The sequence below is a fragment of the Catellatospora bangladeshensis genome (assembly GCF_016862575.1).
In the GTDB taxonomy this organism is placed as follows: Bacteria; Actinomycetota; Actinomycetes; order Mycobacteriales; family Micromonosporaceae; genus Catellatospora; species Catellatospora bangladeshensis.
This window is the reverse complement of sequence record NZ_BONF01000013.1, coordinates 22,187-48,352: the sequence shown is the minus strand read 5'-3', so window position 1 is coordinate 48,352 and position 26,166 is coordinate 22,187. Positions and strand designations below refer to the sequence as shown.

At 71.6% G+C, this 26,166-nt stretch carries 23 protein-coding genes; 11 read left to right on the top strand and 12 right to left on the bottom strand.

The features are described 5' to 3' along the window. Nucleotides 1-259: 259 nt before the first annotated feature. From Cba03nite_RS13800 to Cba03nite_RS13785, 3 genes are read left to right on the top strand one after another with little or no spacing between them, the layout of a single operon-like run. Nucleotides 260-703, top strand: coding sequence for a glycosyltransferase family protein (locus tag Cba03nite_RS13800; RefSeq protein ID WP_239125713.1), 444 nt, complete (start codon nucleotides 260-262; stop codon nucleotides 701-703). Further along, the gene (locus tag Cba03nite_RS39700) at nucleotides 700-2,247 is read left to right on the top strand and encodes a glycosyltransferase (protein ID WP_239125711.1); all 1,548 of its coding nucleotides are present in this window, start codon (nucleotides 700-702) and stop codon (nucleotides 2,245-2,247) included. Before Cba03nite_RS13800 ends, Cba03nite_RS39700 begins: the two co-directional genes overlap by 4 nt. After that, nucleotides 2,244-3,155: a glycosyltransferase family 2 protein gene (locus Cba03nite_RS13785; protein WP_203745813.1), complete on the top strand. Its 912-nt coding sequence runs from the start codon at nucleotides 2,244-2,246 to the stop codon at nucleotides 3,153-3,155. The genes Cba03nite_RS39700 and Cba03nite_RS13785 overlap by 4 nt, the downstream gene beginning before the upstream one ends. Nucleotides 3,156-3,209: 54 nt before the next feature. On the opposite strand, the gene Cba03nite_RS13780 is transcribed toward Cba03nite_RS13785, so the two are convergent. From Cba03nite_RS13780 to Cba03nite_RS13755, 6 genes are all read right to left on the bottom strand, one after another. After that, on the bottom strand, nucleotides 3,210-4,760 hold the full coding sequence (locus Cba03nite_RS13780; protein WP_203745811.1) for a CBM96 family carbohydrate-binding protein: 1,551 nt from the start codon (nucleotides 4,758-4,760) through the stop codon (nucleotides 3,210-3,212). 262 nt (nucleotides 4,761-5,022) lie between these two features. Then, the gene (locus tag Cba03nite_RS13775) at nucleotides 5,023-6,345 is read right to left on the bottom strand and encodes a hypothetical protein (protein ID WP_239125710.1); all 1,323 of its coding nucleotides are present in this window, start codon (nucleotides 6,343-6,345) and stop codon (nucleotides 5,023-5,025) included. 247 nt (nucleotides 6,346-6,592) lie between these two features. After that, nucleotides 6,593-9,151, bottom strand: a complete 2,559-nt coding sequence (locus tag Cba03nite_RS13770) for a malectin domain-containing carbohydrate-binding protein (protein WP_203745809.1) — start codon at nucleotides 9,149-9,151, stop codon at nucleotides 6,593-6,595. Nucleotides 9,152-9,790: 639 nt separating this feature from the next. Beyond that, nucleotides 9,791-10,261: a 2-C-methyl-D-erythritol 2,4-cyclodiphosphate synthase gene (ispF, locus tag Cba03nite_RS13765; RefSeq protein WP_203745807.1), complete on the bottom strand. Its 471-nt coding sequence runs from the start codon at nucleotides 10,259-10,261 to the stop codon at nucleotides 9,791-9,793. Nucleotides 10,262-10,331: 70 nt separating this feature from the next. Then, the gene (ispD, locus tag Cba03nite_RS13760; protein ID WP_203745830.1) at nucleotides 10,332-11,039 is read right to left on the bottom strand and encodes a 2-C-methyl-D-erythritol 4-phosphate cytidylyltransferase; all 708 of its coding nucleotides are present in this window, start codon (nucleotides 11,037-11,039) and stop codon (nucleotides 10,332-10,334) included. A gap of 26 nt (nucleotides 11,040-11,065) precedes the next feature. Next, a complete protein-coding gene (locus Cba03nite_RS13755; RefSeq protein ID WP_120317389.1) occupies nucleotides 11,066-11,551 on the bottom strand; it encodes a CarD family transcriptional regulator in 486 nt (161 codons plus the stop codon). 297 nt (nucleotides 11,552-11,848) lie between these two features. Between Cba03nite_RS13755 and Cba03nite_RS13750 the strand changes: the two genes are divergently transcribed. From Cba03nite_RS13750 to disA, 5 genes are all read left to right on the top strand, one after another. After that, entirely contained in the window at nucleotides 11,849-12,283 is a 435-nt protein-coding gene (locus tag Cba03nite_RS13750; protein WP_203745806.1) for a hypothetical protein, read from the top strand. 92 nt (nucleotides 12,284-12,375) lie between these two features. Next, complete coding sequence (locus tag Cba03nite_RS13745; protein ID WP_203745805.1) at nucleotides 12,376-13,176, top strand: UbiA family prenyltransferase; 801 nt, start codon at nucleotides 12,376-12,378, stop codon at nucleotides 13,174-13,176. A 53-nt stretch (nucleotides 13,177-13,229) separates the two neighbouring features. Then, nucleotides 13,230-13,937, top strand: a complete 708-nt coding sequence (locus Cba03nite_RS13740; protein ID WP_203745804.1) for a copper chaperone PCu(A)C — start codon at nucleotides 13,230-13,232, stop codon at nucleotides 13,935-13,937. An 89-nt stretch (nucleotides 13,938-14,026) separates the two neighbouring features. Further along, a complete protein-coding gene (radA, locus tag Cba03nite_RS13735; protein ID WP_203745803.1) occupies nucleotides 14,027-15,448 on the top strand; it encodes a DNA repair protein RadA in 1,422 nt (473 codons plus the stop codon). Nucleotides 15,449-15,502: 54 nt separating this feature from the next. Continuing rightward, complete coding sequence (gene disA, locus Cba03nite_RS13730; protein WP_346111946.1) at nucleotides 15,503-16,609, top strand: DNA integrity scanning diadenylate cyclase DisA; 1,107 nt, start codon at nucleotides 15,503-15,505, stop codon at nucleotides 16,607-16,609. A 7-nt stretch (nucleotides 16,610-16,616) separates the two neighbouring features. Here the strand turns inward: disA and Cba03nite_RS13725 are convergent, their stop codons facing one another. The 3 genes from Cba03nite_RS13725 to Cba03nite_RS13715 all read right to left on the bottom strand — a co-directional run bounded on the left by Cba03nite_RS13725 (nucleotide 16,617) and on the right by Cba03nite_RS13715 (nucleotide 18,570). Further along, complete coding sequence (locus Cba03nite_RS13725; RefSeq protein ID WP_203745801.1) at nucleotides 16,617-17,303, bottom strand: RAD23 family protein; 687 nt, start codon at nucleotides 17,301-17,303, stop codon at nucleotides 16,617-16,619. A 60-nt stretch (nucleotides 17,304-17,363) separates the two neighbouring features. Next, entirely contained in the window at nucleotides 17,364-17,924 is a 561-nt protein-coding gene (locus tag Cba03nite_RS13720; protein WP_203745800.1) for a peptide deformylase, read from the bottom strand. A 112-nt stretch (nucleotides 17,925-18,036) separates the two neighbouring features. Continuing rightward, the gene (locus tag Cba03nite_RS13715; protein WP_203745798.1) at nucleotides 18,037-18,570 is read right to left on the bottom strand and encodes a glycine cleavage system transcriptional repressor; all 534 of its coding nucleotides are present in this window, start codon (nucleotides 18,568-18,570) and stop codon (nucleotides 18,037-18,039) included. A 31-nt stretch (nucleotides 18,571-18,601) separates the two neighbouring features. Between Cba03nite_RS13715 and Cba03nite_RS13710 the strand changes: the two genes are divergently transcribed. Further along, nucleotides 18,602-19,492: an iron-sulfur binding domain-containing protein gene (locus tag Cba03nite_RS13710; protein WP_203745796.1), complete on the top strand. Its 891-nt coding sequence runs from the start codon at nucleotides 18,602-18,604 to the stop codon at nucleotides 19,490-19,492. Between the two features lie 436 nt (nucleotides 19,493-19,928). Next, nucleotides 19,929-20,789 (top strand): polysaccharide deacetylase family protein, encoded by an 861-nt coding sequence (locus Cba03nite_RS13705; protein ID WP_203745794.1) that lies wholly within the window; start codon nucleotides 19,929-19,931, stop codon nucleotides 20,787-20,789. Nucleotides 20,790-20,852: 63 nt separating this feature from the next. On the opposite strand, the gene Cba03nite_RS13700 is transcribed toward Cba03nite_RS13705, so the two are convergent. After that, nucleotides 20,853-23,381: an ATP-dependent Clp protease ATP-binding subunit gene (locus tag Cba03nite_RS13700; RefSeq protein WP_203745792.1), complete on the bottom strand. Its 2,529-nt coding sequence runs from the start codon at nucleotides 23,379-23,381 to the stop codon at nucleotides 20,853-20,855. A gap of 428 nt (nucleotides 23,382-23,809) precedes the next feature. Beyond that, nucleotides 23,810-24,160 (bottom strand): histone-like nucleoid-structuring protein Lsr2, encoded by a 351-nt coding sequence (locus tag Cba03nite_RS13695; protein ID WP_203745790.1) that lies wholly within the window; start codon nucleotides 24,158-24,160, stop codon nucleotides 23,810-23,812. A 512-nt stretch (nucleotides 24,161-24,672) separates the two neighbouring features. Between Cba03nite_RS13695 and Cba03nite_RS13690 the strand changes: the two genes are divergently transcribed. Next, nucleotides 24,673-25,410, top strand: coding sequence for a class I SAM-dependent methyltransferase (locus Cba03nite_RS13690; protein WP_203745789.1), 738 nt, complete (start codon nucleotides 24,673-24,675; stop codon nucleotides 25,408-25,410). On the opposite strand, the gene Cba03nite_RS13685 is transcribed toward Cba03nite_RS13690, so the two are convergent. After that, on the bottom strand, nucleotides 25,400-26,164 hold the full coding sequence (locus tag Cba03nite_RS13685; protein WP_203745788.1) for a type III pantothenate kinase: 765 nt from the start codon (nucleotides 26,162-26,164) through the stop codon (nucleotides 25,400-25,402). The genes Cba03nite_RS13690 and Cba03nite_RS13685 overlap by 11 nt on opposite strands. Nucleotides 26,165-26,166: the final 2 nt, after the last annotated feature.

Genomic DNA, 26,166 nt, shown 5'->3' with positions numbered 1-26,166 from the left:
CCGCTGCCGGGGACGCGGTCAGCCAAACGGCCACATCTATATGAGACCGGAGTTATTGGACGCCGCCATCATGGCGACGGGCTCAAGAGTAGGCGTTCGTGAGCAGCCGTTCGGTCAGATCCCGTGCACTGTCGCGCTACCGACAATTCGCGACGAGGAAATGTTAAATCGTGTCGCTAGGCTGCGGACCGTCTACACAGGAGACGCTGCAACACAGGAGAGGACTGTGGTGGACGAATCGCAACGTGCCCGTCATGTCATGCTGGTCGGCTCCTCGGGCGGCCACCTCGCTCAGCTGTACGCGCTGCGTCCATGGTGGACCGATCGCGCCCGCACCTGGGTGACCTTCCCCACCCAGGACGCGCACAGCCTGCTGGCCGGGGAGCAGAAGGTCGTGTACGCGCACTACCCGACCACCCGCAACATCCCGAACCTGCTGCGCAACGCCCTGCTGGCGGTACGCATGCTGCGCCGCTCGCGCCCCGACGTGGTGATCTCCACCGGGGCCGGCGTCGCGCTGCCGTTCTTCGTGGTGGCCCGCCTGCTGCGCATCCCGACGGTGTACGTCGAGGTCTACGACCGGCTGGAGACGCGCACGCTGACCGCCCGGCTGTGCCGCCCGTTCACCTCGCGCATGCTCGTGCAGTTCGAGGAGCAGCTGCGGCTGTACAAGGGCGCGACGCTGGTGGGACCGCTGCTGTGACGACTCCGTTCGAGACCCACGCCCAGGTCGGGCTCACCGTCCCGGCGCCCCGCCGCCCCGAGCGCGACGCCGTGCTCGTCGTGGTCGGCACCGACGTGCACCCGTTCGACCGGCTGCTGGACTGGGCCGGCCGGATCACCGCCGAGCAGCAGGTGCCCTGCGTGATGCAGTACGGCTCGTCCGCCGCGCGCGACCTGCCCGGCTCGGCCGCGTTCTTCGACCACGAGACGCTCGGCGAGCGGCTGCGCCAGGCCGGTGTGGTGGTCTGCCACGGCGGGCCCGCCACCATCACCGAGGCGCGCCGCGCCGGGCACAAGCCGATCGTGGTCCCGCGCGACCCCACCCTCGGCGAGCACGTGGACGACCACCAGCAGCGCTTCGCCGCCCGCATGGGCGAGCTGGGCATGGTGGAGCTGTGCCGCACCGAGGAGGAGTTCCGGGCGGCGCTGCTCGCCGCGCTGGCCGACCCCACCCGGCTGCACATCTCCGGCAGCGAGGCCGGGGCGGCCGCGGTCGAGGCCGCCAAGCGGGTCGGCGCCATCGCGGACGGGCTGGTCACCCGGCCCTCGCGCGGCCTGCTGCCGACCGACGAGGTCACCGTGCTGTTCATCGGCGGCTGGGGCCGCAGCGGCTCCACGCTGACCGACCGCATGCTCGGCCAGGCCGCCGACACCTGCGCGGTGGGCGAGGTCACCCACATCTGGGAACGCGCGCTGCGCGACAACGAGCGGTGCGGCTGCGGCAGCGCGTTCGACGACTGCCCGTTCTGGGCGAAGGTCGGCGACGTCGCGTTCGGCGGCTGGCACACCCTCGACCTCGCCGACGTCATGGCGCTGAAGACGCGGGTGGACCGCATGCGCTTCGTGCCCCGCATGGCACTGCCGTACTGGCTGAACCGCCGCAAGGCGGACCTGCGCGCGTACGGTGAGCTGCACCGCAGGCTCTACCGCGCGATCGCGGAGGTGTCCGGCGCGCGCGTGGTCGTCGACTCCAGCAAGCACGCCTCGCTGGCGTTCGCGCTGCGCCACGCGCGCGGCGTGGACCTGCGGGTGCTGCACCTGGTCCGGGACGGGCGCGCGGTGGCGTACTCGTGGAGCCGCGAGGTGCGCCGCCCCGAGATCGTCGGCGCCGAGGTGTACATGCCGCAGTACTCCACCGTGCAGTCCGGCGTGCTGTGGTCCGTCCACAACGCGCTGTTCCACGTGCTGGACTGGGCCGGGGTGCCGACGCTGCGGCTGCGCTACGAGGACGTGGTGGCCCAGCCGGGCGACGGCCTGCGCCGCATCCGCGAGTTCGCCGGGCTCGGCCCCGGCGGCCTGGACTTCCTGTCCGACCCGGCACCCGGGGCCGAACTGCCCGTGGCGCAGCTGGAGACCACGCACACCGTGGCGGGTAACCCGATGCGCTTCACCACCGGCCGGGTCGAGCTGCGGCTCGACGCCGCCTGGCGCGGCAAGCTCGCGGCACGCAAGCGCCGCGTCCTCAGCCTGATCACGTGGCCCGGCCGCGTGCGCTACGGATACCTGAACTGGAGACAGAAATGACGGCGAGCGTCTCGGTGGTGGTGCCCACCCGCAACCGCCCGGAACTGCTGCGCAAGGCGATCGACGCGATCCTCGGCCAGGACTACGCCGGGCCGATCGAGATCGTGGTGGTGTACGACCAGAGCGAGCCCGACCACTCCCTGGAGCGCGCCGACGCGCACCGCCGGGTCCGGGTCATCACCAACGAGCGCACCCCGGGCCTGGCCGGGGGCCGCAACACCGGCATCCTGGCCGTCACCGGCGAGCTGGTCGCGTTCTGCGACGACGACGACGAGTGGCTGCCGGGCAAGCTCGCCGCGCAGGCGGACCTGCTGGCCGCGCGCCCGGAGGCGGAGCTGTGCTCGATCGGCGTGGTCATCGACTACGACGGCCGGGACGTGGACCGCACCCTCGGCGTCGACTCGGTGACCCTGCCTGACCTGCTGCGCTCGCGGCTGACCGAGCTGCACCCGTCCACCTTCCTGTTCCGGCGCGCGGCGCTGGTGGACGGGATCGGGCTGGTCGACGAGAACATCCCGGGCAGCTACGCCGAGGACTACGAGCTGCTGCTGCGGGCGGCCCGCCGGGCGCCGATCGCCAACGCGCCGGGGGTCGGCGTACGGGTGCGCTGGCACCGGCAGTCGTACTTCACCGCGCGCTGGGCGACCATCGCCGAGGCCCTGGAGTGGCTGCTGGAGCGCTACCCGGAGTTCGAGGGCGCGCCGCGCGGCTGCGCGCGGATCACCGGGCAGATCGCGTTCGCGCAGGCCGCGGGCGGACACCGGCGGGACGCGATGCGCTGGGCGGGGCGGACCATCCGGCACAGCCCGCGCGAGGCGCGTTCCTACCTGGCCCTGGCCGTGGCGACGCGGCTGGTCTCGGCCGACACGGTGCTGCGCCGGCTGCACGAGCGCGGCCGCGGCATCTGAGCAGTGCCCGGCAGAGGGGCGGGATCCAGCGGATCCCGCCCCTCCGTCATGCCGTCAGGCGTCGCAGAACGAGCGCCACGCCCGCTGCGAGACGGAGTCCCGCAGCCGGAAGTCGTGCGTGGTCCAGTCGATGTCGAAGTACGTGATCCAGAGACCCTTGTTCTTGATGGTCTCGTTCGCCATCGCGGTCAGCCACGCCGCCCGGGTGTTGCCGGTGGTGTCGCTGGCCAGCTTCGCGCTGCCCATCTCGGCGATGCCCCACGGCTTGCCCTCGCCCTTGGAGGTGGCCGCGACGCGGCCCACCAGGTCGGTGGCGGGGGTGTACTTGTTCTTGTCCCAGTTGTAGACGTCCCAGCCCAGCACGTCGATCACGTCGCCGCCCGGGTAGTAGTCCTTCCACTTGCGGCCGGACTGCGACATCAGCGTCCAGTCCATCAGTACCAGGGTGGCGTGCAGCTTGCTGTTGCCCGCCTGGTCGGCCAGGCCCGCCAGCCGCTTCCACGCGGCCCGGTAGTCGGGCGCGGTGAACACGCCGGACTCGATGTTGTCCTCGGGCTCGTGGTAGTAGACCCAGTACACGTCCCGGTCGCGCGGCGCCTTGGCGAACCAGTCCTTCAGGTACGCGTCGCGCGAGCCGTTGAGGATCTCCTTCGGGTTGTACTTGAACGACACGATGACGGTCCGGTTCGCCTTGCCGGCGTTGCCGGGCCAGGCCGCGGGCGCGCCGGGATAGAACACGCGCACCGACTCCAGGCCCCCGAAGTAGCCGTCCTCGCGGGCCAGCGCCTGCGTGTACGACTCGCCGTTCTCCTGGTAGAAGGACGCGCCGCAGAGCGTGCGCCCGGCCGGGATGGTGCTCGGCGGGGGCGGGTTGCCCGTGCTCGTGCTCGGGCTGGTCCCGGGGCTCACCGACGCGGACGGCGCCGCCGAGCCGGAGACGCCCGGTGACGGGGTGCCCGAGACGCTGCCGCTGGGCTTCGGCCCGCCCTGGTGCCCGTCCAGCGGGGCCCGGTCCGGCGCGCCGACCTCGATGAAGCTCACCGCGAGTGCCGGGGCGCCGTCACCGTGCTCACCCGCGAACATGGTCAGCGTCTCGGTGTCGCTGGCGTTGGTCACCGCGAACGAGACGGCGACCGGGAGCTGGTCCGGCTCGTCGCTCGGCGTCACCGCGCCGCCCACGTCGAAGCTGACCAGGTTCTTCGCGGACACCTGCGGGGCGCCCAGCACCTGGCCGAGGCCCGGCCGGTTGGTGTACGCCAGCTCGCGCTCGTTCCACTCGCTGCTGAGCACCGAGCGCACCTGGAGCCCGGCCGGCGGCTTGGCGTCCGCCTGCAGCTGCAGCGACATGCCGGAGATGCGGAAGCCCGACGGGATGGCCACCTGGAACTTCAGGTAGGTGACCGCGTAGTAGTCGGGCCGCGAGACCGAGACGAGGGTGTCCCGGGCTCCGAACACGGTGTCGGGCTCCTCGCGCACCACGTAGGTGTCCTCGGCCACCGGGATGCGCGACGACGCGGTCTCCGGCGGCTCGTCCTTGGCCAGCACCACGGCGGCGCCGATGAGCGCCACGCCGAGGCAGGCGGCGACGATCGCCGCGATGATCATTTTCCCGCGGGAGGGCGGCCAGAAGCCGCGTCGCCGTGGCCGGGGGTCGAATCGTTCGGTCGGTGCGGGTCGAGCGCGTAATGAGGGGTTGACCACAATCAGACTCCGAACAGGTCTCGCGGCCCGTGCCGCGATCTTCGTAGCGAACTCGCCACAGCGGTGTGCGGCACCGCCGCGAGACGCGAACGCCCGCACCGATGCCGCACCACTCACCGTCTATGGAGATCACATTTCTCGTGATCGGTGACCGGATCCGATCCGCTCACGCAGCCGGCAATGGAAAGAACGCAATCCTTCCATGGAACTCGCCATGAACGGTATCCGTGTCACTCGCTATCCACAGTCCCGCGGAAGTGGGGTAGATGTCCTCGGTGCCCACCCCGCGATCCTTTCCGGGGTTCCACAGGAAGGCCTTGCCGGTCCCCGGATTGATCGCGCCGATGCCCTCGGCCTCCACCGCGCCCGGCCCGGCGCTGTCGGTGCCGTTCGGGTTGTCCAGCCAGCGCTGGTGGCCGCCCACGTAGACGGCGTACCCGGCCACGGCCACCGAGAGCAGGGTGTCGCCGCCGGTGTAGTTGACCCATACCGGCTGCTTGCCGGCGACCGCGGAGGTCAGGTCCCAGCGGGCCGCGGTGTCGCAGAGCGAGCCGGTCCGCTTCGCACCCGTGGTGACCGCGGCGAACCAGGTGCCGTCGGGCGAGATGTCGACCGCCCGCATGTACGTCGGGAACGACGGCGAGCACTGCTGCTGGTAGCGGGTGGTGCTCCAGGGCGACAGCGTCGCGGGCGAGGTGGTCAGGTTGACCACCGCGATCTGGTGGCGGGCCTGCCCGGCGACCGAGCTGAAGTTGCCCATGATGACCAGCTTCGAGCCGTCCGGAGTCACGTCCATGCCGGTGACCTTCACCCCGGAGGTGGCGCCGGTGCTGGTCACCCGCGCCCCGTCGAGGTTCATGTTCACCGACGCGTCGGCCGCGCCCGTGGTCGCGTTCAGCGCCGCGAGCCCGCGCCGGGTCGCCCCGCCCACGGCCTGGAAGCGCCCGCCCAGCAGCAGGCGGTTACCGGTCAGCCGCAGCTCGTCCACCCCGCCGGTGATGTCCGGCACGGTGAACCCGGACACCGACGCCCCGGTCGTCGCGCTGATCCGCTCCACGCTGCGGGAACGTACGTTGTTGACGTTGGTGAAGTCACCGCCGATGTAGATCGACTGACCGTCCGGAGCCGCGACCAGCGAGCGCACCGTGCCGTCGACCACCGGCTTGAAGGTGTTGTCGATGGCGCCGGTGGTGGCGTTGAACGCGAACAGCCGGCGCTGCGTGATCACCGTGCCCGAGCTGGCGCTGCGGATCTGCGTGAACGAGCCGCCGACGTAGACGCGGCTGCCGATCTGCAAGACCTTGAAAGCCGTCCCGTCCAGGGCGTGCGGCGTCCAGTTGACCGGGTCCTGGCCCACCAGGGCGGAGTGCTGGATCGACACGGCCGACGCGGAGGTGCCCAGGCCCACCGCGGCGACGGTCGCCACCGAGGCGAGTGCCAGCAGCACCCTGCGCCGCCTGCCGCGACGCGCGATCGAGAAGCCATACATACCCGGATGCTGCCAAAGTTCGGCGATCCGTCCTGTCGCGCAGCCGACCATTGCCGGACCGGAATGACGCTTGCGTGAATACCACTTCACGCGCTATTCCGGGGCTATTGTCGGCAATTCGCGCCGCGATTCGGGATACGGTAGCCGTTCGTCCCCGTAACCCGCAACGACCGTCCCCCGAAAGGCGTCGGACCGGCCACCGCGGGGTGGCCGGTCCGACGTCATTCCGTTGCGGTACGCCCGCGGGTCAGCCGCGGATGAACGCGCCCGGCGAACGCCAGTCCACGTTGTCGATCGTCGGGCCGCTCACCGCGGCCGCCGTGCCCGTGAAGCTGGTGCCGTCGAACGCCCGGCGCACCAGGCGCCCGTCCGAGCCGCCGCGCGACCAGTACACGTACCCGCCGGAGAGGAACAGCACGCCCGACGGGGCGGACAGGTTCTCCAGAGCGGTGGACGTGCCGCTGCCGTTGGCCTGGTAGCGGACCGCCCCGGCGATGCCGCTGTCCGGGCTGAAGGCCCGCCAGAACAGGGCGTTCTGGCCGTTGATGGTGTAGTACAGCCGGCCGTTGCTGTAGAACATGCTCCGCACGTTCGGCAGCTCGGTGTAGATGGCCGTCTTCACCGCGGCGTACGTCAGCGTGGTCGTCGGCTTGTCGTCGACGAGCTGCGTGTCCCAGCGCGGGTCCGAGTGCGGGTTGTGCACCACGGCCGGGCCGAAGTTCACCCCGTCGAAGGTGCGCTTGTAGATGTTGCTGTCCGACATGCCGTAGTACAGCGTGTCGTCGATCAGGAACGCGCCCCGCAGGTTCTGCCAGGCCGTGCCGTCGGCGCCGCCGACCGCGGTGAGCGCGCCCGCGACGCTGCCGTCGTACGCCCGCTTGGCCACGCCGTTGCCGGTGCCCGCGCTGGTGCGCACGATCTCGACCGCGTCCACGGCCGGGTCGAGCACCCCGTGCAGGAACTCGATGTTGATCGTCCCGTCACTGGTGACCGGGAACTTCAGCGTGTGGCCCACCTTGTAGCCGACCGCGGCCACCGTGTCGTAGTCGTCGGCCACCGTGACGCCGTCGATCTTGATGTCGAACACCCGCTCGCCGACCGCGTGATACGCCCAGTCCCGGGCCGCGAAGGAGAGGCGGACCTCCACCTGCGTGCCGGCGGCCACCGGGAAGTTCCACATCATCTCCGGCGCGGCCGACGGATCGTAGCGCCGGTCCGTGAACGCGGCCAGCGGCGTGCCCGCCGGGACCGAGGCATCCAGGGTGATCGTGTTGGAAGAGATGCTGTTCGTGCTGCCACCGGTGTTGTGGTAGCCGCTCGGTGCCGCGTTGGTGTCGGCGTCCCAGTTGAGCAGGCCGTCGGTCGCGGTCAGCGCCGGGCCGCCCGCGTTCACGCGGTACAGCACGTCGTTGGCCGGGATGCTGACGGAGTTGTTCGGGAAGAACACCTCGGTCGGCAGCGCGCCCACCACGCCCTGCGGCGGCACCTGCCCGCCCGCGAGCGGGAAGTACGCGATCCGGCCGCGCTGGTAGTCGAAGTTGCCGATCCACTCGGTGTCCGAGCCGACGTAGAGGCCGTCCTCGGTGGCGTACAGCGCCGACGCGCCGATGCCGCGCGGGTGGCGGCCCGGGTTCCACGCCATCGGGATGCCGTTCATCGGCTCCAGCGCGGCCAGGCCCGGACGGGCCACCGAACCCTGGCGGGCGCGGTCACTGCCCTCCGGGTTGTTCATCCAGCGCTGGTGGCCGCCAACGTACACCGCGGTGCCGGTGATCGCCACCGACAGCAGGGTGTCGCCGCCGGTGTGGTTCACCCAGGTCGGCTGCAGGTTGGTGCCGGTCGCCGAGATCTCCCAGCGGCTCGCGGCGTCACACAGCGAGCTCGCGCCCTGCGGGCCGCCGGTGGTCACCACCACGAAGAAGCTGCCGTCCGGCGAGATGTCGAGGTCACGGACCCACTTGTCGAACGCGTTGCGGTTGCAGGTGTCGTCGAACCGGTTGGTGTGCCAGGGGGCGATCGCCGCCGACGCGCCGGTCAGGTCGAGCATCACGACCTGGTCGTAGTCGCCGCCGTTGGCCTGCTTGAAGTTGCCCAGCACGACCGCCTTGGTGCCGTCCGGCGTGACGTCGACCTCGGTCGGGCCGACCGAGGAGTTGGCCCCGGTGCCGTTGTAGTTGTGGTGCCCGGTCAGCGCCACCTGCACGAACGGGTCCATCGCACCGGTGAGCGCGTCCAGCGACGCCAGTCCGTTGCGGGTGTCGGGGCCGACCGTGGTGAAGAAGCCGCCGACCAGCAGCCGGTTGCCGAACCGCTTCACGGTGGTGACCGCGCCGTTCATCGACGGCGCCTTGAACGAGCTGAGCAGCGTGCCGTCGGCCGTGTTGAGCACGACCAGCTTGCTCCAGCCGCCGGGCACGTTGTTCACGCCGGTGAACCGCCCGCCGACCAGCACGGTGTTCGCCACCGGGCCGGGCTGCAGCGTCATCACCTCGTCGTTGATGACGGGCGTGAAGGCGGTGTCCACCAGGCCGGTGGTCGCGTCGAAGGCGAACAGGTTCGGCCGGGCGTGCACGGTGCCGGTGCCGCGGTCGGTGACGGCGGTGAACGTGCCGCCGACGAAGACCTTGTCACCGACCTTGACGATCGCGTTGACGGTGCCGTCGTTGATGTTCGGGGTAGCGGTCGACGGGACCGCGGACACCGTACGGTCGTGCGACGGCTGCACCGCCGTAGCCGGCCCCACGGCCAAGAGCACGGCGCCGAGGACTGCCAGTCCCGCGACCGTGGTGCGACCTAGTCTTCGCAAGTTAACTCCCACCCAACCCAAGGAAGTGGGCACGGGTGATCACCGGTGCCCTGGCGCGATGAGCCGCAGCTGAACGCTAAACCTGAAGCTTCAGTGAGGTTGGTTGCGCAGGCAAGGGCACGCGGCGCCAATGTGTCTGATCGGACAGTCGATTCACACCCGAGTCGGGCGTCCGCCGTATTTTCGCGGCCGTGAATCGGCCAGGTGCCGCGACCTGGCGTTGATCAGCTCGTCCTGGTGTCGGCGTTGCGACATGCGGATCGACGAGACCCGACAGCGCGCCGCCCACGACGTGATAGGAGCCGAGCAGCCAGTCTAATTCGGACTCGCTTCCACCGCCACCCCCGCCACGCCCTCAGTTCATGATCGGCCAAGTTTTCCGGGGCAGGGGGCTTGATCGCTGTTTCGTGTCAAGAAGTGCAGCTGGACCACACCTTCCGACACGAAACAGCGATCAACCCAGCGGCGCTCACGCAACAGCGCCGAGGACTGCGCCGATCTTGCGCGAAGTGTTGCCCTTATGCCCGGTTGGCGCGTGTCGTCGGCACCGTTCGCGCAAGATCGCCCGGGGTCGGAACGGTGCCCCGAGCCAGCGCGCGGGGCGGGGCGGGTGGGAGGGAGCGGTGGCCTGGGGGGAGGTCAGGGGGTGGTGGGGGTGAGGAGGGCTACGGCGATGGCGGCGAGGCCCTCGCCGCGGCCGGTGAGGCCCAGGCCGTCGGTGGTGGTGCCGGAGACGGTGACGGGGGCGCCGGCGGCTTCGGAGAGCACTCGCTGAGCCTCGCCGCGGCGCTTGCCGATCTTCGGGCTGACGCCGATGACCTGGATGGAGACGTTGCCGATGGCGAAGCCTGCCGCGCGTACCCGGCGGGCGGCCTCGGCCAGCAGCACCACGCCCGCGGCGCCGGACCACTCCGGCCGGTCGGTGCCGAAGTTGGCGCCCAGGTCGCCCAGGCCCGCCGCGCTGAACAGGGCGTCGCAGGCGGCGTGCGCGGCGACGTCCGCGTCGGAGTGCCCGGCCAGGCCGGGCGAGTCCGGCCAGTGCAGCCCGGCCACCCAGCACGGCCGCTCTGCGTCGAACGCGTGCACATCCGTACCGATACCGACCCTCACCGCGCCGCCTCTCTGTTGATCACGGTGCCAGGGTAGCGACACGCCGTCGATCCCGTACCTAAGTTCATGATCAACGCACTTCGGGGTGGGCGGTGAGGAGGGCGGTGGCGATGAGGAGGTCCAGGGGGCGGGTGATTTTGAGGGCCAGGTCGCTGCCGGGGACGGTGTGGACCTGGTGGCCTAGGCGTTCGACCAGGCCGGCGTCGTCGGTGTGGTCGTCGGTGGCCTGGGCGTGGGCGGCGAGGAGGGTTTGGCGGGGGAAGCCCTGGGGGGTCTGGATGATGCGGAGGGGGGTGCGGTCGACGGTTTCGAGGACGCGGTCGGCGGTGTCGACGCGTTTGACCGTGTCGACGACGGGGAGGGCGGGGACGACGGCGGGCAGGCCCGAGCGGACCGCCGCGGCGACCGCTTCGACCAGGTCGGGTGGGGTGAGCGCGCGGGCGGCGTCGTGGACCAGGACGATGTCGATCGTCGCGGGGACGGCGGACAGGGCGGCGGCGACCGACTCCTGGCGGGTCGCGCCGCCGGGGACCACGGTCGCGCCGGGGACCAGCGCACGCACGGCGTCGACCTCGGCGGGCGGCGCGGCGACGACGATCATGGCGACGGACGGGGCCTGGGCGACGCGGCGGCAGGCGTGCACCAGGAGGGGCTCGCCGGCCAGCTCGCGCAGGGCCTTGGGCGTACCCCCGCCCAGGCGCAGGCCCAGGCCGGCGGCGGGAACGAGAACCGCGACGTCCCTGCGCCCGGTGGGCGCTGGAACGTCGCGGCTATCGATATCAGAGGACACTGCTGGTGTGCGGGTCACGCCTCGGCGAGCACCTTGTCCAGGAGAACCTCGGCTCCGTCCTTGGTGCTCTTCTCGGCGAGCGCGACCTCGCCGACAAGGATGTCCCGGGCCTTGGCGAGCATGCGCTTCTCTCCCGCCGACAGACCGCGCTCACGCTCACGACGCCAGAGGTCACGCACGACCTCCGCCACCTTGAGCGGGTTACCCGAGGCGAGCTTCTCGAGATTCGCCTTGTACCGCCGCGACCAGTTGGTCGGCTCCTCGGTGTGCGGGGCGCGGAGGACGTCGAAAACCTTGGACAGGCCTTCCTCGCCAACCACCTCACGCACGCCGACGATCTCGGCGTTCTCGGCGGGCACCCGCACCGTAAGGTCGCCTTGAGCAACCCGAAGGACGAGGTATAGCTTCTCCTCGCCCTTGATGGTGCGGGTCTCGATAGCCTCGATGAGTGCGGCCCCGTGGTGGGGGTAGACAACGGTCTCGCCGACACTGAAATCCATAGGTACGAAACCCCTTTCGCTGTGTCTAGGGTAACACGGGCGTGCCGCGCAGTCCCAGCCCGTCTTGCACAGTTAGCGCAGCTCACCCCTGTTGTGAGCCGTATTTCTTCTGCTTGACACAGCGAGGCGCCCGTTCGTCCGCTACGCTGAGTGACCCTTTCTCCACTCATTGGCGTCTGTGGTGCCGGATGTCCGCATCGTGAACAGCCCTCAATCTCCTGCGATGCGCCACTAGCGTGAGTCTGTACGACGCGGGACAGTTAGAGGGACGCGGTGCAGACGCGCGAGGAGCCGGCGATGGGCACGCTGGGGAACGGCCTTCCGGACCTCCCGCCCGAGTGGGGAGAGGTCGTCATTCCCGATGACCCCGCTGAGCTGGCCGAGGAGGCGGAGCGGGTCCGGGCCGAGCTGAGGCGCGAGGCCAAGGCCGTGCGCCGGGCGGCCCGCCGGGCGAAGTGGCGCCGCCGCCTGCGCCTGCCCGAGCGCATCGACGACCCCGACCAGCCCTCGCTGGTGCTGCCGCTGGTCGTGCTCGGCATCGCCGTGGTGATCACGCTGCTGAGCCTGCTGCTCATCGCCTGGCCGAGCCTGACCCGAACCACCCCGACCCCGCCCCAGCCCGGCCCGCCGGTCCAGCCCGCCGTCTCCGCCCCCGCCGTCATATCCCCGAGCACCCCACCCACGACCGGCTCCCCCGCCGCACCGACCGGCGCCCAGACCTCCCCCCGCTGACCGGCTCCGCACCCCGCCGGCGAAGATCCGGGCGAGCGGCCCGAACGCGGTCCGGCACGCGGAAGGGGCTCCAGCACCGCCACACTGACGGGATGTCCCCGCTGCTGTTGCTGCGCGCCTGTCATCCACTGCCCGCCCTGGCCGTGACCGCCTTCGGGGCGCTGCTCGCCGCGGGCATGGGCCACTCCCCGGCCGGGATCGCGGCGGTCGCGGGCACTGTCGGGCTGAGCCAGCTCTCGGTCGGGTGGGCCAACGACGCCATCGACGCCGCGCGCGACGCGGCCGTGGGCCGGACCGACAAGCCGCTGGCCGGTGACCCGGCGGGCCGCCGTACCGTCGCCGTCGCGGCCGCCGTGGCCACGGGCGGCACCGTCGCCGCCTGCCTGGCCTGGGGGTGGCCCTCCGGGGCCTGGTTCCTGGCCGCGCTGGTCTCCGCGCACCTCTACAACCACCCGCTGAAGGCGACGCCGGTCTCGATCGTGCCGTATCTGGTGTCGTTCGCCTGCCTGGTCGAGTTCGTCAGCACCGCGCGGCCGGGAGCCCCCGCCGCGCCGGGCTGGCTGGTCGCCGCCGCCGCGCTGCTGGCGGGCGCGGCGCACCTGCTCAACGCGGTGCCCGACCTGGCCGACGACGCCGCCACTGGCGTGCACGGCCTGCCCCACCGGCTCGGCGCGCGGGGCAGCCTGCTGGCCGCGTCGGGGCTGCTGCTCGCGGCGACGCTGACGCTGCTGGCCGCGGCCCGCCCGCCGCTGTGGGCGGGGCTGGCGGCCCTCGCCACCACCGCGGGACTGATCGTGACCGGCTGGTACGCCGCACCGCGCACCGCCTTCCGCGCCCTGCTCGCCGCCGCCGCGGTCGACCTGGTGCTGCTGGTGCTGAGCGGGGCGCTGTGATCAGCGGCGGGTCGCCTGCAGCGCCTCGATCGCCGGACATTACGCTGACCCCCGTGACGCGCTCGATCACCATGCTCTTCGCCGGCGGTGCGGCAGCCGCTGTGCTGGCCCTGTCCGGCTGCGGTGCCGGCATGATCTCCCAGACCGCCGACCAGGTCGCGGCCGTTCCCGGCTTCAGCGCGACCGTGCCGGTGCCGGACGGCGGCAACATCGCCCTGCGCGACGCCATGGTCGGCTACCCCGGCATCAAGGGCTACCCGGCCGGTGCCGACGCCCCGCTGCAGCTGCGCATCTTCAACGACACCGACGAGCCGGTGACGCTGGAGAGCATCAGCTCGAACGACGCCGCGAGCGTGAAGCTGGGCACGGTGGCCGATCTCAAGGCCTCGCCGACCCCGGCCGCCGCGTCGCCGACGGCGTCGCCCACGGGTGCCGCGTCCGCGTCGCCGAAGGCGTCGGGCAGCCCGTCCCCGGCGGCCAGCCCGAGCCCGAGCGCGGCGGCGGCCCCGGCCAAGCCGGTCATCCAGCCCGGCGGCTACCTGGAGCTGACCCCGCAGGCGGGCCAGCTGGCGCTGCTCACCGGCCTGAAGAAGCCGCTGGCCAACGGCGAGGGCGTGCACCTCAAGCTGACCTTCTCCAACGGCGTGGTCATCGAGACCCTGCCCGGCACGGTCGTCCCGGTGGCGCCGCCGCTGAGCCTGGCGCCGCGGGTGCCGGTCGCCCCGTCGCCGCGTCCCGGCACCGAGGGCGAAGGCCACTGACCTCCCGACTTCGAGCCGCCCGGCACGCCACCGCTCGCGTGGTGCGCCGGGCGGCTTTTCACGTCGCACCTTCGCGGTAGGTTGCGCGGGTGACCGTGCGCAGCACCACCTCCAAGTCGGCCAAGCCCGCCCGCCCGGCGTACGAATGCGACGCCTGCGGGCACCAGCCGCCGAAATGGGTCGGCCGCTGCCCGGAGTGCGGCGAGTGGGGCTCGGTCGTCGAGTCGTCCACCGGCCCGGCGCTGGGCGCGATGCGTTCGGTGGCGCCGCGCGCGCCCGGTGAGCCCGCCCGGCCCATCGCCTCGATCTCCGCGACGCCCGCCCGCGCGGTGGCCACCGGCGTCAGCGAGCTGGACCGGGTGCTCGGCGGCGGCCTGGTCCCCGGCTCGGTGGTGCTGCTGGCCGGCGAGCCGGGTGTGGGCAAGTCCACGCTGCTGCTCGACGTGGCCCAGCAGTGGGCGGCGGGCGCGGGCAGCAACTCGCTCATCGTCAGCGGCGAGGAGTCGGTCAGCCAGGTGCGGCTGCGCGCCGAGCGCATGAACACCCTGCACGAGCGCCTCTACCTGGCCGCCGAGACCGACCTGGCGGCGGTGCTGGGCCACCTGGACGCGGTAAAGCCGGGCCTGCTGGTGCTCGACTCGGTGCAGACCATCGCGGCGCCGGGCAACGACGGCGTGCCGGGCGGCGTGACCCAGGTCCGCGCGGTCACCGCCGCGCTGGTCGCCGTCGCCAAGGAGCGCAACATCGCGACGGTCCTGGTGGGCCACGTCACCAAGGACGGCAACGTGGCGGGGCCCCGGGTGCTGGAGCACCTGGTGGACGTGGTGCTGCACTTCGAGGGCGACAAGCACTCCTCGCTGCGCCTGGTCCGCGGCCTGAAGAACCGCTTCGGCGCGGCCGACGAGGTCGGCTGCTTCGAGATGAACGAGAGCGGCATCGCCTCGCTGCCCGACCCGTCCGGGCTGTTCCTCACGCGGTACGCCGAGCCGGTGCCCGGCACCTGCGTCACCGTCGCCATGGAGGGCCGCCGCGCGCTGGTCACCGAGGTGCAGGCGCTGATCGGGGCCACCGTGGCGGGTTCGCCCCGGCGCACCGTGTCCGGCCTCGACTCGGCCCGGCTGGCCATGGTGCTGGCGGTGCTGCAGCGGCGCACGGAGCGGATGGCGCTGCACGACAAGGAGGTGTTCGCGGCGACCGTGGGCGGCATCCGGGTGGTGGAGCCCGCCGCCGACCTCGCCGTGGCGCTGGCCGTCGCCTCGGCCGGGCTCAACCTGTCCATGTCGCCCCGGCTCGCCGCGATCGGCGAGGTGGGCCTCACCGGGGAGGTGCGCCGGGTCGGCGCGGTGCCGCGGCGCCTGGCCGAGGCCGCCCGGCTCGGGTTCAAGTACGCGCTCGTGCCGCCCGGCTGCGGCCCGGATTCGACCGGCACACCGGCCGCCGGCATGCGGGTCGAAGAGGTGTCCGACTTGCGTACGGCACTGCACTGGGCTGCGCGCTTGTCCGCTGAGTGACGCCGCCGCCACGGGCCGCCCAGCGTCCGCCGAACGTCCCCGTAGACTGTGCCCGTGCCGATCGATCGCGACACCACCTGGAACACCGCCGTAGTCGGCGGTGATCCGTTGCGCGCCACCCTGGCACGGGTCGCCCCGGGCACGCCGCTGCGGGACAGCCTCGAGCGCATCCTGCGCGGCCGGACCGGTGCCCTCATCGTCCTGGGCTACGACAAGCTCATCGAGACCCTCTGCACGGGTGGCTTCCCTCTCGACGTCGAGTTCTCCGCCACGCGCCTGCGGGAGCTGTGCAAGATGGACGGCGCCGTCGTGCTCTCCGCCGACGGGACCCGCATCCTGCGCGCCGCGGTGCACCTGATGCCGGACGCCTCGATCCCCACCGAGGAGTCGGGCACCCGGCACCGCACCGCCGAGCGCGTCTCCAAGCAGAGCGGCTACCCGGTGATCTCGGTGAGCCAGTCGATGCACATCATCGGGGTGTATGTGGCCGGCCAGCGGCACACCCTCGACGACTCGGGCCAGATACTCTCCCGCGCCAACCAGGCCCTGGCCACGCTGGAGCGGTACAAGCTGCGCCTCGACGAGGTCAGTGGGACGCTCTCCGCGCTGGAGATCGAGGACCTGGTCACCGTCCGGGACGCGCTCGCGGTCGTGCAGCGCCTGGAGATGGTGCGCCGGATCTCCGACGAGATCGCCGGGTACGTCGTCGAGCTGGGCACCGACGGCCGCCTGCTGTCGCTGCAGCTCGACGAGATGATGGCCGGCGTGGACGCCGACCGCACCCTGGTGATCCGGGACTACCTGCCGCTGGGCCGCAAGTCGCGCACCACCGACGAGGCCCTGGTCGAGCTGGACCTGCTGTCGGCGAGCGAGCTGATCGACCTGGTGTCGGTGGCCAAGGCCATGGGCTACCCGGCGACCACCGAGGCGCTGGACGCCGCGGTGAGCCCGCGCGGGTTCCGGCTGCTGGCCCGGGTGCCGCGGCTGCCCGGCGCGATAGTGGACCGGCTGGTGGACCACTTCGGCAGCCTGCAGCGCCTGCTCGGCGCCACGGTGGAGGACCTGCAGGCGGTCGACGGGGTGGGCGACGCCCGTGCCCGCGGGGTCCGCGAGGGCCTGTCCCGCCTGGCCGAGACGTCGATCCTGGAGCGGTACGTCTGAGGACGGGCTACTGCAGCTTCAGGATCACCGACGGGCTGATCGCGGTCCCGACGCGCGCGTAGAGCCGGTACTCCCCCGCCGGGGGGACCGGCCCGTCCGGCGTCCGCTTGGCCGTCTTCTCACAGGCCGAGCTGGACTTGCCGTTCCAGATCACCGTGTACGAGCGCTCGTGGTTGGGCGGGAACTGGCGCACCTCGTGGCCCTTCGGCCCGCCGCAGTCGTCGGACGACCAGATCTTCTCGGTGCTCTTCAGGATGCGCAGCTCCTGCATGTCGGCCCCGACGTCACGGGTGCAGGTGCGCTTGGAGACGTTCTTGACGAGCAGCGTGATGTAGAGGTCCTCGCCCCGCTGGAGCGTCGTCTTGGCCGCCTTGGCGGTCACCTTGATCTCGCTGTCGGTGCACTGCTCCGGGTCCGTCTCGGTCTCCGTGGCCGCCGTGGACGGGCTCGCGCTCACCTCGGAGGCGGGCGCGATCACGTCGTCCGGGCTGGGCGACGGCTCGGCGCTCGGCTCGGCCGACAGCGCCGCCGTCGGCGTGGCCGAGGACGTGGCGGCGGTGTTCTGCGCGCCGCCGCTGCCGGCGCCACGCACCGCCAGTGTCACCATGAGAACGGCAACCAGCAGCGCACCGAGCACCATGGCGCGGCGTCGCCAGTAGACGGCTGCGGGCAGCGGACCCACTATCAGTCTCATGATGTGCTCACGCTAGCGCCCACGATCACGACACGCATCACGCGACACGCTAAGTGCGTGTCACAGATAGACTTTTCGCTGATAGATCGCGTGTGCGCCGCTCACCTTGTCCAAAAACAGCAGTCCGTTGCAGTGGTCGATCTCGTGCTGCAGCGCCCTCGCCTCGAAGGCGTCCGTCGTGATCGTCACCTTGCGGCCGCTGCCCGGCAGCTCGCCCGAGACCACGACCCGCCCGGCCCGTTTCACGTCCCCGGTCAGGTCCGGCACGGACATGCAGCCCTCCCGGCCCGGCCGCCACCGGCTGGCCTCGACGACGACCGCGTTGGCCAGCACGAAGGTGCCGTGCACGGTGACCGCCTTCGGGTGTTCCACGACGTTCACCACGAACAGCTGCACGCCCACCCCGACCTGCGGAGCGGCCAGGCCCACGCAGCCCGGCGAGACCCGCATCGTCGCGACCAGGTCCGCGGCCAGCGCCACCACCGCGGGATCGGTCGGGTCCACCGGGTCGCCGACCCGGCTCAGCACGTGGTCCGGCGCCGTGACGACCGGCAGCACCCGGCCCTCGCCGAGCGCGGCGAGATCCCAGCCCTCGATGGCCACCTCGTTGAGCTCGCTCACGCCTCCCCCTCGCCACACTCGCCGTCGGCCCGCGTGCCCGGCGCGACGCTGCGCCCGGCGCGGTCGCCCGCCTTCCGCGCCGCGGCCCGGCCGGTGCCGGTCGCGGCCGTGCTCACAGGACGTCCGCGCCCGCCGGGCGCAGATTTACCTCGACGCCCAGCTCCTCGGCGACCTTCGCCAGCCGCGCGGTCAGCTCGGCGGGCACGCCCTCGGGCAGGTCCACCTCGGCGACCAGCAGGTAGAGCGGGCCGACCAGGCGCGTGGACAGATCCGTGACGTTGCCGCCCATGTCGGCGACCACCCGGGTGACCGCCGCGACGATGCCGAGCCGGTCCGCGCCGTGCACGCTCAGCAGGTACGGCAGGCCGCCGTTGTGCGGGGGCTCGTCCGGGCCGACGGCGCGCACCGTCACCAGCAGCTGGCCGTCCGCGGACAGCGGGCGCAGCGCGGCCTCGACCTCCGCGGCGCTGGCCGGGGCGGAGCAGATGAGCGTCATCGCGAAGTGACCGCGCAGCCGCGTCATGGTCGAGTCGGTCAGGTTGGCGCCGAGCCTGGCCAGCGCCTCGGCGACATCGGCGACGATCCCGGTGCGGTCCGGTCCGATCACGGTGACGGCCAGTTCGGCCCCACCCGACGAGTTGGTCATGCGGGCATTGTGCACCAGTAGGGTGGGGCCCATGTCCGAACTCGCCTCGCTGACCACTGCGTGGTACGACACCCACGCGCGGGATCTGCCCTGGCGGGCGCCGGACGTCGGCGCCTGGCCGGTGCTGGTCAGCGAGTTCATGCTGCAGCAGACGCCGGTCGTCCGGGTGCTGCCCGTGTGGCGGGAGTGGGTGGCCCGCTGGCCCGCCCCCGCCGACCTCGCCGTGGAGGAGTCCGGCGAGGCCATCCGGGCCTGGGGACGGCTCGGCTACCCCCGGCGTGCGATGCGCCTGCACGCCTGCGCGACGGCGCTGGTCGAGCGGCACGGCGGCGAGGTGCCCCGGCGGCTGGACCAGATGCTGGCGCTGCCGGGCGTGGGCGACTACACGGCGCGGGCGGTGCTCGCGTTCGCGTACGGGCAGCGGCACCCGGTGGTCGACACCAACGTGCGGCGGGTCGCCGCGCGAACGGTCACCGGCGCGCCCGACGCCGGCGCGGCCACCACCCCCGCCGACCTGGCCCTGGTCGAGTCGCTGCTCCCGGCCGCGGACGCGGCGGCCGCGCGGGCCAGTGCGGCGTTCATGGAGCTGGGCGCGGTGCTGTGCACGGCGCGTACGCCCCGGTGTGAGAGCTGCCCGCTGCGGGCGCACTGCAAGTGGCGGGCCAGCGGCGCGGCGCTGCCCGAGGGGCCGTCCCGCAAACCGCAGCGGTACGCCGGCACCGACCGTCAGGTGCGGGGCCTGCTGCTGGCCGTGCTCCGCCACGCCCCCGGCCCGGTGGCCCGGCCCGCCCTCGACGTGGTGTGGGCCGACGCGGTGCAGCGCGAACGGGCGCTGGCCAGCCTGCTCGCCGACGGCCTGGTGGTCCCCCACGGCGAGCGCTACGCCCTCCCCGGCACCCCGTCCTCCAGCCAACCGGTCTGAGCCTCCGCCTTCCGCGCCCGCCGAGACCCGGGCCGGGTTGGCAAGATCGCCGTCTCGTGTCCAAACCTGCGGTCAGACCGCACTTCCCGACACGAGACCGCGATCTTCGCGGTGGTCCGCCCGTGGTGAGGGGGATGGCCGGCCAGCCAAGATCGGTGATTGGTGTCGGAACCTGGGGTCAGACCGCACTATCCGACACGAGACTGTGATCTTCGCGAGCGGTCTCGCCGCGGTGAGGTGGGTGGCCGGAGCCAAGATCGGTGGTTCGTGTCGGAACCTGCGGTCGGACCGCACTTCTGGACACGAGGCGGCGATCTTGCGCCGCGCGGCGTAACGGCGGGCGCGGCGTGACGGCGGGCTCGTGCGGCCGATATCCGACTGGCGCTCGGACTCCGCGCGGGATTGCGAATCCCGCTCGGATGGATAGAGTCCGGGCGTGGCCCCCTCCCCCGCCCGCCGCGCCCTCACCGTGCTGCTGCTCGGCGCCCTGCTCGCGCCTGCCGCGTGCAAGAGCGCAGGTCCGGACCCGATCTTCGCCGAGCCCGAACCGAGCGCCTCGCCCAGCGTGACGGCCTCGCCGAGCGCCTCCCCGAGCCCGTCGGCGCCGCCCTCGCCCACGGTGAAGCCGGTGACGGTCAAGAACCTGCAGTGGTACCTGTCCCAGGTGCCCGACTTCCCGGCCGCGCCCGCCCCGCAGCGGGTGAACGTGCCGGAGAGCAGCTCGGCGGTGTTCTGGTTCCGGGTGCCGACCAATCAGAAGGTCGCCTTCATCACCATCGACGACGGCGCGCTGTCGCGGAAGCCCGAGGTCATCGAGTTCATCCGGCAGGCGAAGATCCCGGTGACGCTGTTTCTCAACTCACCGGCCGCCACCCAGCACACGGCGTACTTCAAGGCGATCGAGGATGCGGGCGGCGTGATCGAGAACCACACGATCACGCACACCTCGCTGAAGGGCAAGTCGTACGACTTCCAGAAGAAGGAGATCTGCGGCTCGGCCGACAAGCTGGAGCAGTTGTTCGGCCGGCGGCCGACCCTGTTCCGCCCGCCGTTCGGCGAGCGGGACGCCACGACGCTGAAGGCGGCCCACGACTGCGGGGCGGTGGCGGTCTTCTACTGGACGCAGACGGTCGACAAGGGCAAGGTCCGCTACCAGACCGCCGCGAAGGTGGTGAAGCCCGGCGACGTGCTGCTCATGCATTTCCGCCCGGCCCTGATGGACGACCTGCTGGCCGCGCTCAAGGCCATCCACCGCTCCGGCCTCACCCCGGCCCTGCTGGAGGACTACGTCGGCTGACCCGTCGCCCGGGTACGCGAAAGGGGCACCGCGCCGAGCGCGGTGCCCCTTCTCGTAGTGCTGTTACGCGGCGGCGTCGCTGCCGACCGGCTCGGCCGGCGTCTCGGGGGCGGCCGGAGCCGCCGCCTTCTGCGAGGCCGTGAAGGTCAGCTTGGCCGTCTCGACCTGCTCCGGGTCGCCCTCGCAGTCGACCAGCACGTGCTGGCCGGGCTTGAGCTCCTGGAACAGGATCCGCTCGCTGAGGGTGTCCTCCAGCTCGCGCTGGATCGTCCGGCGCAGCGGCCGGGCGCCCAGGACCGGGTCGAAGCCCTTCTTCGCCAGGTAGCGCTTGGCGTTGTCGGTCAGCTCCAGGCCCATGTCCTTGTTGCGCAGCTGGGTCTCGATCCGCTTGATCATGATGTCCACGATCGAGAGGATCTCCACCTCGGTCAGCTGGTGGAAGACGATGGTGTCGTCGATGCGGTTCAGGAACTCCGGGCGGAAGTGCTGCTTCAGCTCGTCGTTGACCTTGACCTTCATCCGCTCGTAGTTCGACTCGGCGTCCTCGGACTTCTGGAAGCCCAGCGAGACCGCCTTGGCCACGTCCCGGGTGCCCAGGTTGGTGGTCAGGATGATCACGGTGTTCTTGAAGTCCACGATGCGGCCCTGGCCGTCGGTCAGGCGACCGTCCTCCAGGATCTGCAGCAGCGTGTTGAACACGTCCGGGTGAGCCTTCTCGATCTCGTCGAACAGGACCACCGAGAACGGCCGGCGGCGCACCTTCTCGGTGAGCTGGCCGCCCTCGTCGTAGCCGACGTATCCGGGCGGGGCGCCGACGAGGCGGGACACCGTGTACCGGTCGTGGAACTCGGACATGTCCAGCTGGATCAGCGCGTCCTCGCTGCCGAACAGGAACTCCGCGAGCGCCTTGGACAGCTCGGTCTTACCGATACCCGACGGGCCGGCGAAGATGAACGAGCCGGACGGGCGCTTCGGGTCCTTGAGGCCCGCCCGCGTACGCCGGATCGCCTTGGAGACCGCCTTGACCGCGTCGATCTGGCCGACGACCCGCTTGTGCAGCTCGTCCTCCATGCGCAGCAGGCGGGAGGTCTCCTCCTCGGTCAGCTTGTACACCGGGATGCCGGTCCAGTTGGCCAGGACCTCGGCGATCTGCTCGTCGTCCACCTCGCTGACGACGTCCAGGTCACCGGCCTTCCACTGCTTCTCCCGCTCGCCCTTCTGGCCCAGGAGCTGCTTCTCCTTGTCGCGCAGCTGCGCGGCCCGCTCGAAGTCCTGCGCGTCGATCGCGGACTCCTTGTCGCGGCGCACCTGGGCGATCTTCTCGTCGAAGTCGCGCAGGTCCGGCGGCGCGGTCATGCGGCGGATGCGCATCCGGGCACCGGCCTCGTCGATCAGGTCGATCGCCTTGTCCGGCAGGAAGCGGTCGGAGATGTACCGGTCGGCCAGGTTCGCCGCGGCGACCAGGGCCGCGTCGGTGATGGTGACCCGGTGGTGCGCCTCGTAGCGGTCCCGCAGGCCCTTGAGCATCTCGATGGTGTGCGCCACCGAGGGCTCGCCGACCTGGATCGGCTGGAAGCGCCGCTCCAGCGCCGCGTCCTTCTCCAGGTGCTTGCGGTACTCGTCGAGCGTGGTGGCGCCGATGGTCTGCAGCTCGCCGCGGGCCAGCATCGGCTTGAGGATGCTGGCGGCGTCGATCGCGCCCTCGGCGGCGCCCGCGCCGACCAGGGTGTGGATCTCGTCGATGAACAGGATGATGTCGCCGCGCGTGCGGATCTCCTTGAGCACCTTCTTCAGGCGCTCCTCGAAGTCACCGCGGTAGCGGGAGCCGGCCACCAGGGCGCCGAGGTCGAGGGTGTAGAGCTGCTTGTCCTTCAGCGTCTCCGGCACCTCGCCCTTGACGATCTTCTGGGCCAGACCCTCGACGACCGTCGTCTTGCCGACGCCGGGCTCGCCGATCAGCACCGGGTTGTTCTTGGTGCGGCGGGACAGCACCTGCATGACCCGCTCGATCTCCTTCTCCCGGCCGATCACGGGGTCGAGCTTGCCCTCCCGCGCCGACTGGGTCAGGTTGCGACCGAACTGGTCCAGCACGAGGCTGGTGGACGGAGCGGCCTCGCCGGTGGCGGCGCCGGCCGCGGCCGGCTCCTTGCCGCCCTGGTAGCCGGAGAGGAGCTGGATGACCTGCTGGCGCACCCGGTTGAGGTCGGCGCCGAGCTTCACCAGCACCTGGGCCGCGACACCCTCACCCTCGCGGATCAGACCGAGCAGGATGTGCTCGGTGCCGATGTAGTTGTGGCCGAGCTGCAGCGCCTCGCGCAGCGACAGCTCCAGCACCTTCTTGGCCCGCGGCGTGAACGGGATGTGCCCGCTCGGCGCCTGCTGGCCCTGGCCGATGATCTCCTCTACCTGCTGGCGCACGCCCTCCAGCGAGATGCCGAGACTTTCCAGCGCCTTCGCCGCGACGCCCTCACCCTCGTGGATGAGGCCGAGCAGGATGTGCTCCGTGCCGATGTAGTTGTGGTTGAGCATCCTGGCTTCTTCCTGAGCCAGGACGACCACCCGACGCGCCCGGTCGGTGAACCGCTCGAACATTCCCGCTCCTCACCTACGCCTCAGTCCTCGAACTCCCGGGGGGAGATCCTCGGCGGCGAAGCTGTTTCACTCACTCTAACGCCAGAGTCCGACCATGTCGGCCCACCGGAAACGGTCCTCTGGTCACCGTTGGGTAACCGTCAGGTCGCTCACCGTCGGGCAGACAGCGGAGTAAAGGGTGCAAAACTCCTGCAATCCGCCGCCGGTACCGGCATCAGAGCCAACCTTGCCTCGACTGCGGCTGTTCCGCATCCAGGACCGCTACGCGCACAGCGAAAATCGGCGCCCACATTCTGATCCGGCGGGCGCACGGAACGACCGGAACGCGAAAAAACGGTACGACGCGAAGGAATCTGCATAACCCTCGCGGCGCACCGCTTTTCGTCGTAAATTTCGCAAAACTCGCAGACCCGGCCGGTCTGCGGCGGTCAGCGCAGTCCGGCGGCGTAGTAGGCCTCGATGACCTTGGCCGGCACCCGGCCCCGGTCGTTGACCTCCTTGCCCTGGTCCTTCGCCCACTCGCGCACCCGCTGGTTGAACGCACGCTGCTCAGCCGCGGTCGGCGCCTTCGCCTTCGGGGCGGCGGCCGGACCACGGCGACCGCTCTCCTTGCGCGCGGCGGCCAGGAACGGCGCCAGCGCCAATGCCAGCTTGTCATGGTTCGCCGGGCCGAGATCGATCTCGTAGTTGGCGCCTTCGAACCCGAACTTCACGCTACGGACGTCGCCTTCGGAACCATCGAGGTCGTCCGCCAGAACCACAATCTCGCGCCTGGCCATAGGGTCTTCCTTTCTCGCCGCCCCGTGCCTCCCCGCCAGTCAAGGGCGCCATGAATTGCATAGAGGGTGACGCCCGACAGGATAGAACAGTTTTCGACAGCGAATCAATTCCGGGGTAGACCTTTATTCCAGTACGGCGCGGCGGCGCGGCGCAAACCGCCGCACGGCACCGGATCGGCTATCGTCTGACAAGGGAAAATAACACCGGCTAGCCCATTCAACGTCCGGGGACGCGGCTGGGGATACCGGTTCCACGCGCCGGGATGCACGGCCCGGCGGGCACTGCATGCCGAGCCTGGCGGGTATGCCGAAAGTCGCGGCAAAGCCCGCTATCAGCGCTGCGCTACCGTACGATGACGGTCCGCCGCCGCGCCCCGTCCCGGCACCATTGCGGCGGCCGCCGAATTCATGCTCGTCAGCGCCGTCGCATAATGCCGGGACATCTCCCTGAATACGCGTGCCCCTGCACTAGGGTGACCCGGGCGGAATACGGCGGACACGGGGAGGCGGGCATGGCTGGAATCGAGGAGCACCGGCTGTCCTTCGGCAGCGCGGCACAGATCTATGAGCGGGCCCGCCCGAGCTATCCGGCCGAGGCGCTCACCTGGGCGATCGGCGCCCCGCCCGCCCGGGTGGTCGACCTGGGCGCCGGGACGGGGCAGCTCAGCCGGGTGGCGCTCGCCGCCGGCTTCGAGGTGGTGCCGGTCGAGCCGGACCCGCAGATGCGAGCGGCGCTGGCGCGGGCCAACCCCGGGGTGACCCCGCTGGCGGGCGCGGCCGAGGCGATCCCGCTGCCGGACGGCTCCGCCGACGCGATCGTCGTGGGCACCGCGTACCACTGGTTCGACCCGGCGACCGCGCACCCGGAGATGGCCCGCGTGCTGCGGGGCGGTGGCGTGCTGGCGCCCCTGTGGAACGACCGCGACACCAGCCTCGACTGGACGCGCCAGCTCGACGCGATCGTGAAGACGGCCGCCTTCCATCGCGAGCGGCTCGACGCCGACCTGGACTTCGGGCCGCTGTTCACGCCCGCCGAGCGCGCCGAATTCCGGCACACCGTGCGGCAGACCCCGCAGGGCCTGCTCGACCTGGTCGCCTCGCGCTCCTGGTACCTGACCGCCGCCCCCGCCGAGCAGGAGCGGCTGCTGAACGCGGTGCGCGAGCTGTGCGCGGACCACCCCGACCTGGCCGGCCGGGACAGCTTCGAGCTGCCCTACCTCACGGTGGCGTACCGGGCGGTCAGGCGCTGACGTTGCGCTCGTACACCATGCGCAGCCCGATCAGGGTGATCATGGGCTCGTGGTGGGTGATGGTCGCGCACTCGCTGATGACGACGGGGGCCAGCCCGCCGGTGGCGATGACCGCGGTGACCCCGCCCAGCTCCTCGATCATGCGGTTGACGACGCCGTCCACCTGCCCGGCGAACCCGTAGACCACCCCGGACTGCAGGCACTCGACGGTGTTCTTGCCGATGATGCGGGCCGGCTTGATCAGCTCGACCTTGCGCAGCTGGGCGGCGCGGGCGGCGAGCGCCTCCACCGAGATCTCGATGCCCGGGGCGAGCACCCCGCCGAGGAACTCGCCGCGGGCGCTGATCGCGTCGAAGTTGGTCGAGGTGCCGAAGTCGACCACGATGGCCGGGCCGCCGTAGAGGGCGTGCGCGGCCAGCGTGTTGACCACGCGGTCGGCGCCGACCTCCTTCGGGTTGTCGATGGCCAGCTGCACCCCCGTGCGCACGCCCGGCTCGACGACGACGGCGGGCAGGCCGCCGTAGTAGCGGCTGAGCATGGTGCGCAGTGAGCGCAGCGCGGCCGGCACCGTGGAGCACGCGGCCACCCCGGTGATCTCCACGTTGTCCCCGGCCAGCAGCCCGCGGAACATCAGGCCCAGCTCGTCGGCGGTGTTGCGGGCGTCGGTCTTGACCCGCCACGAGTGCACGATCTGCTCGCCGTCGAAGGTGGCGAGCACGGTGTTGGTGTTACCGATGTCGATACAGAGCAGCACCG

Bases quoted from the DNA above. Each gene is read 5' to 3' on its own strand.
- Cba03nite_RS13800 (WP_239125713.1), top strand. From the start codon at position 260: ATGCTGGTCGGCTCCTCGGGCGGCCACCTCGCTCAGCTGTACGCGCTG.
- Cba03nite_RS13785 (WP_203745813.1), top strand. From the start codon at position 2,244: ATGACGGCGAGCGTCTCGGTGGTGGTGCCCACCCGCAACCGCCCGGAA.
- Cba03nite_RS13780 (WP_203745811.1), bottom strand. From the start codon at position 4,760: ATGATCATCGCGGCGATCGTCGCCGCCTGCCTCGGCGTGGCGCTCATC.
- Cba03nite_RS13775 (WP_239125710.1), bottom strand. From the start codon at position 6,345: ATGTATGGCTTCTCGATCGCGCGTCGCGGCAGGCGGCGCAGGGTGCTG.
- Cba03nite_RS13755 (WP_120317389.1), bottom strand. From the start codon at position 11,551: ATGGATTTCAGTGTCGGCGAGACCGTTGTCTACCCCCACCACGGGGCC.
- Cba03nite_RS13750 (WP_203745806.1), top strand. From the start codon at position 11,849: ATGGGCACGCTGGGGAACGGCCTTCCGGACCTCCCGCCCGAGTGGGGA.
- Cba03nite_RS13745 (WP_203745805.1), top strand. From the start codon at position 12,376: ATGTCCCCGCTGCTGTTGCTGCGCGCCTGTCATCCACTGCCCGCCCTG.
- Cba03nite_RS13725 (WP_203745801.1), bottom strand. From the start codon at position 17,303: ATGAGACTGATAGTGGGTCCGCTGCCCGCAGCCGTCTACTGGCGACGC.
- Cba03nite_RS13715 (WP_203745798.1), bottom strand. From the start codon at position 18,570: ATGACCAACTCGTCGGGTGGGGCCGAACTGGCCGTCACCGTGATCGGA.
- Cba03nite_RS13710 (WP_203745796.1), top strand. From the start codon at position 18,602: ATGTCCGAACTCGCCTCGCTGACCACTGCGTGGTACGACACCCACGCG.
- Cba03nite_RS13700 (WP_203745792.1), bottom strand. From the start codon at position 23,381: ATGTTCGAGCGGTTCACCGACCGGGCGCGTCGGGTGGTCGTCCTGGCT.
- Cba03nite_RS13695 (WP_203745790.1), bottom strand. From the start codon at position 24,160: ATGGCCAGGCGCGAGATTGTGGTTCTGGCGGACGACCTCGATGGTTCC.
- Cba03nite_RS13690 (WP_203745789.1), top strand. From the start codon at position 24,673: ATGGCTGGAATCGAGGAGCACCGGCTGTCCTTCGGCAGCGCGGCACAG.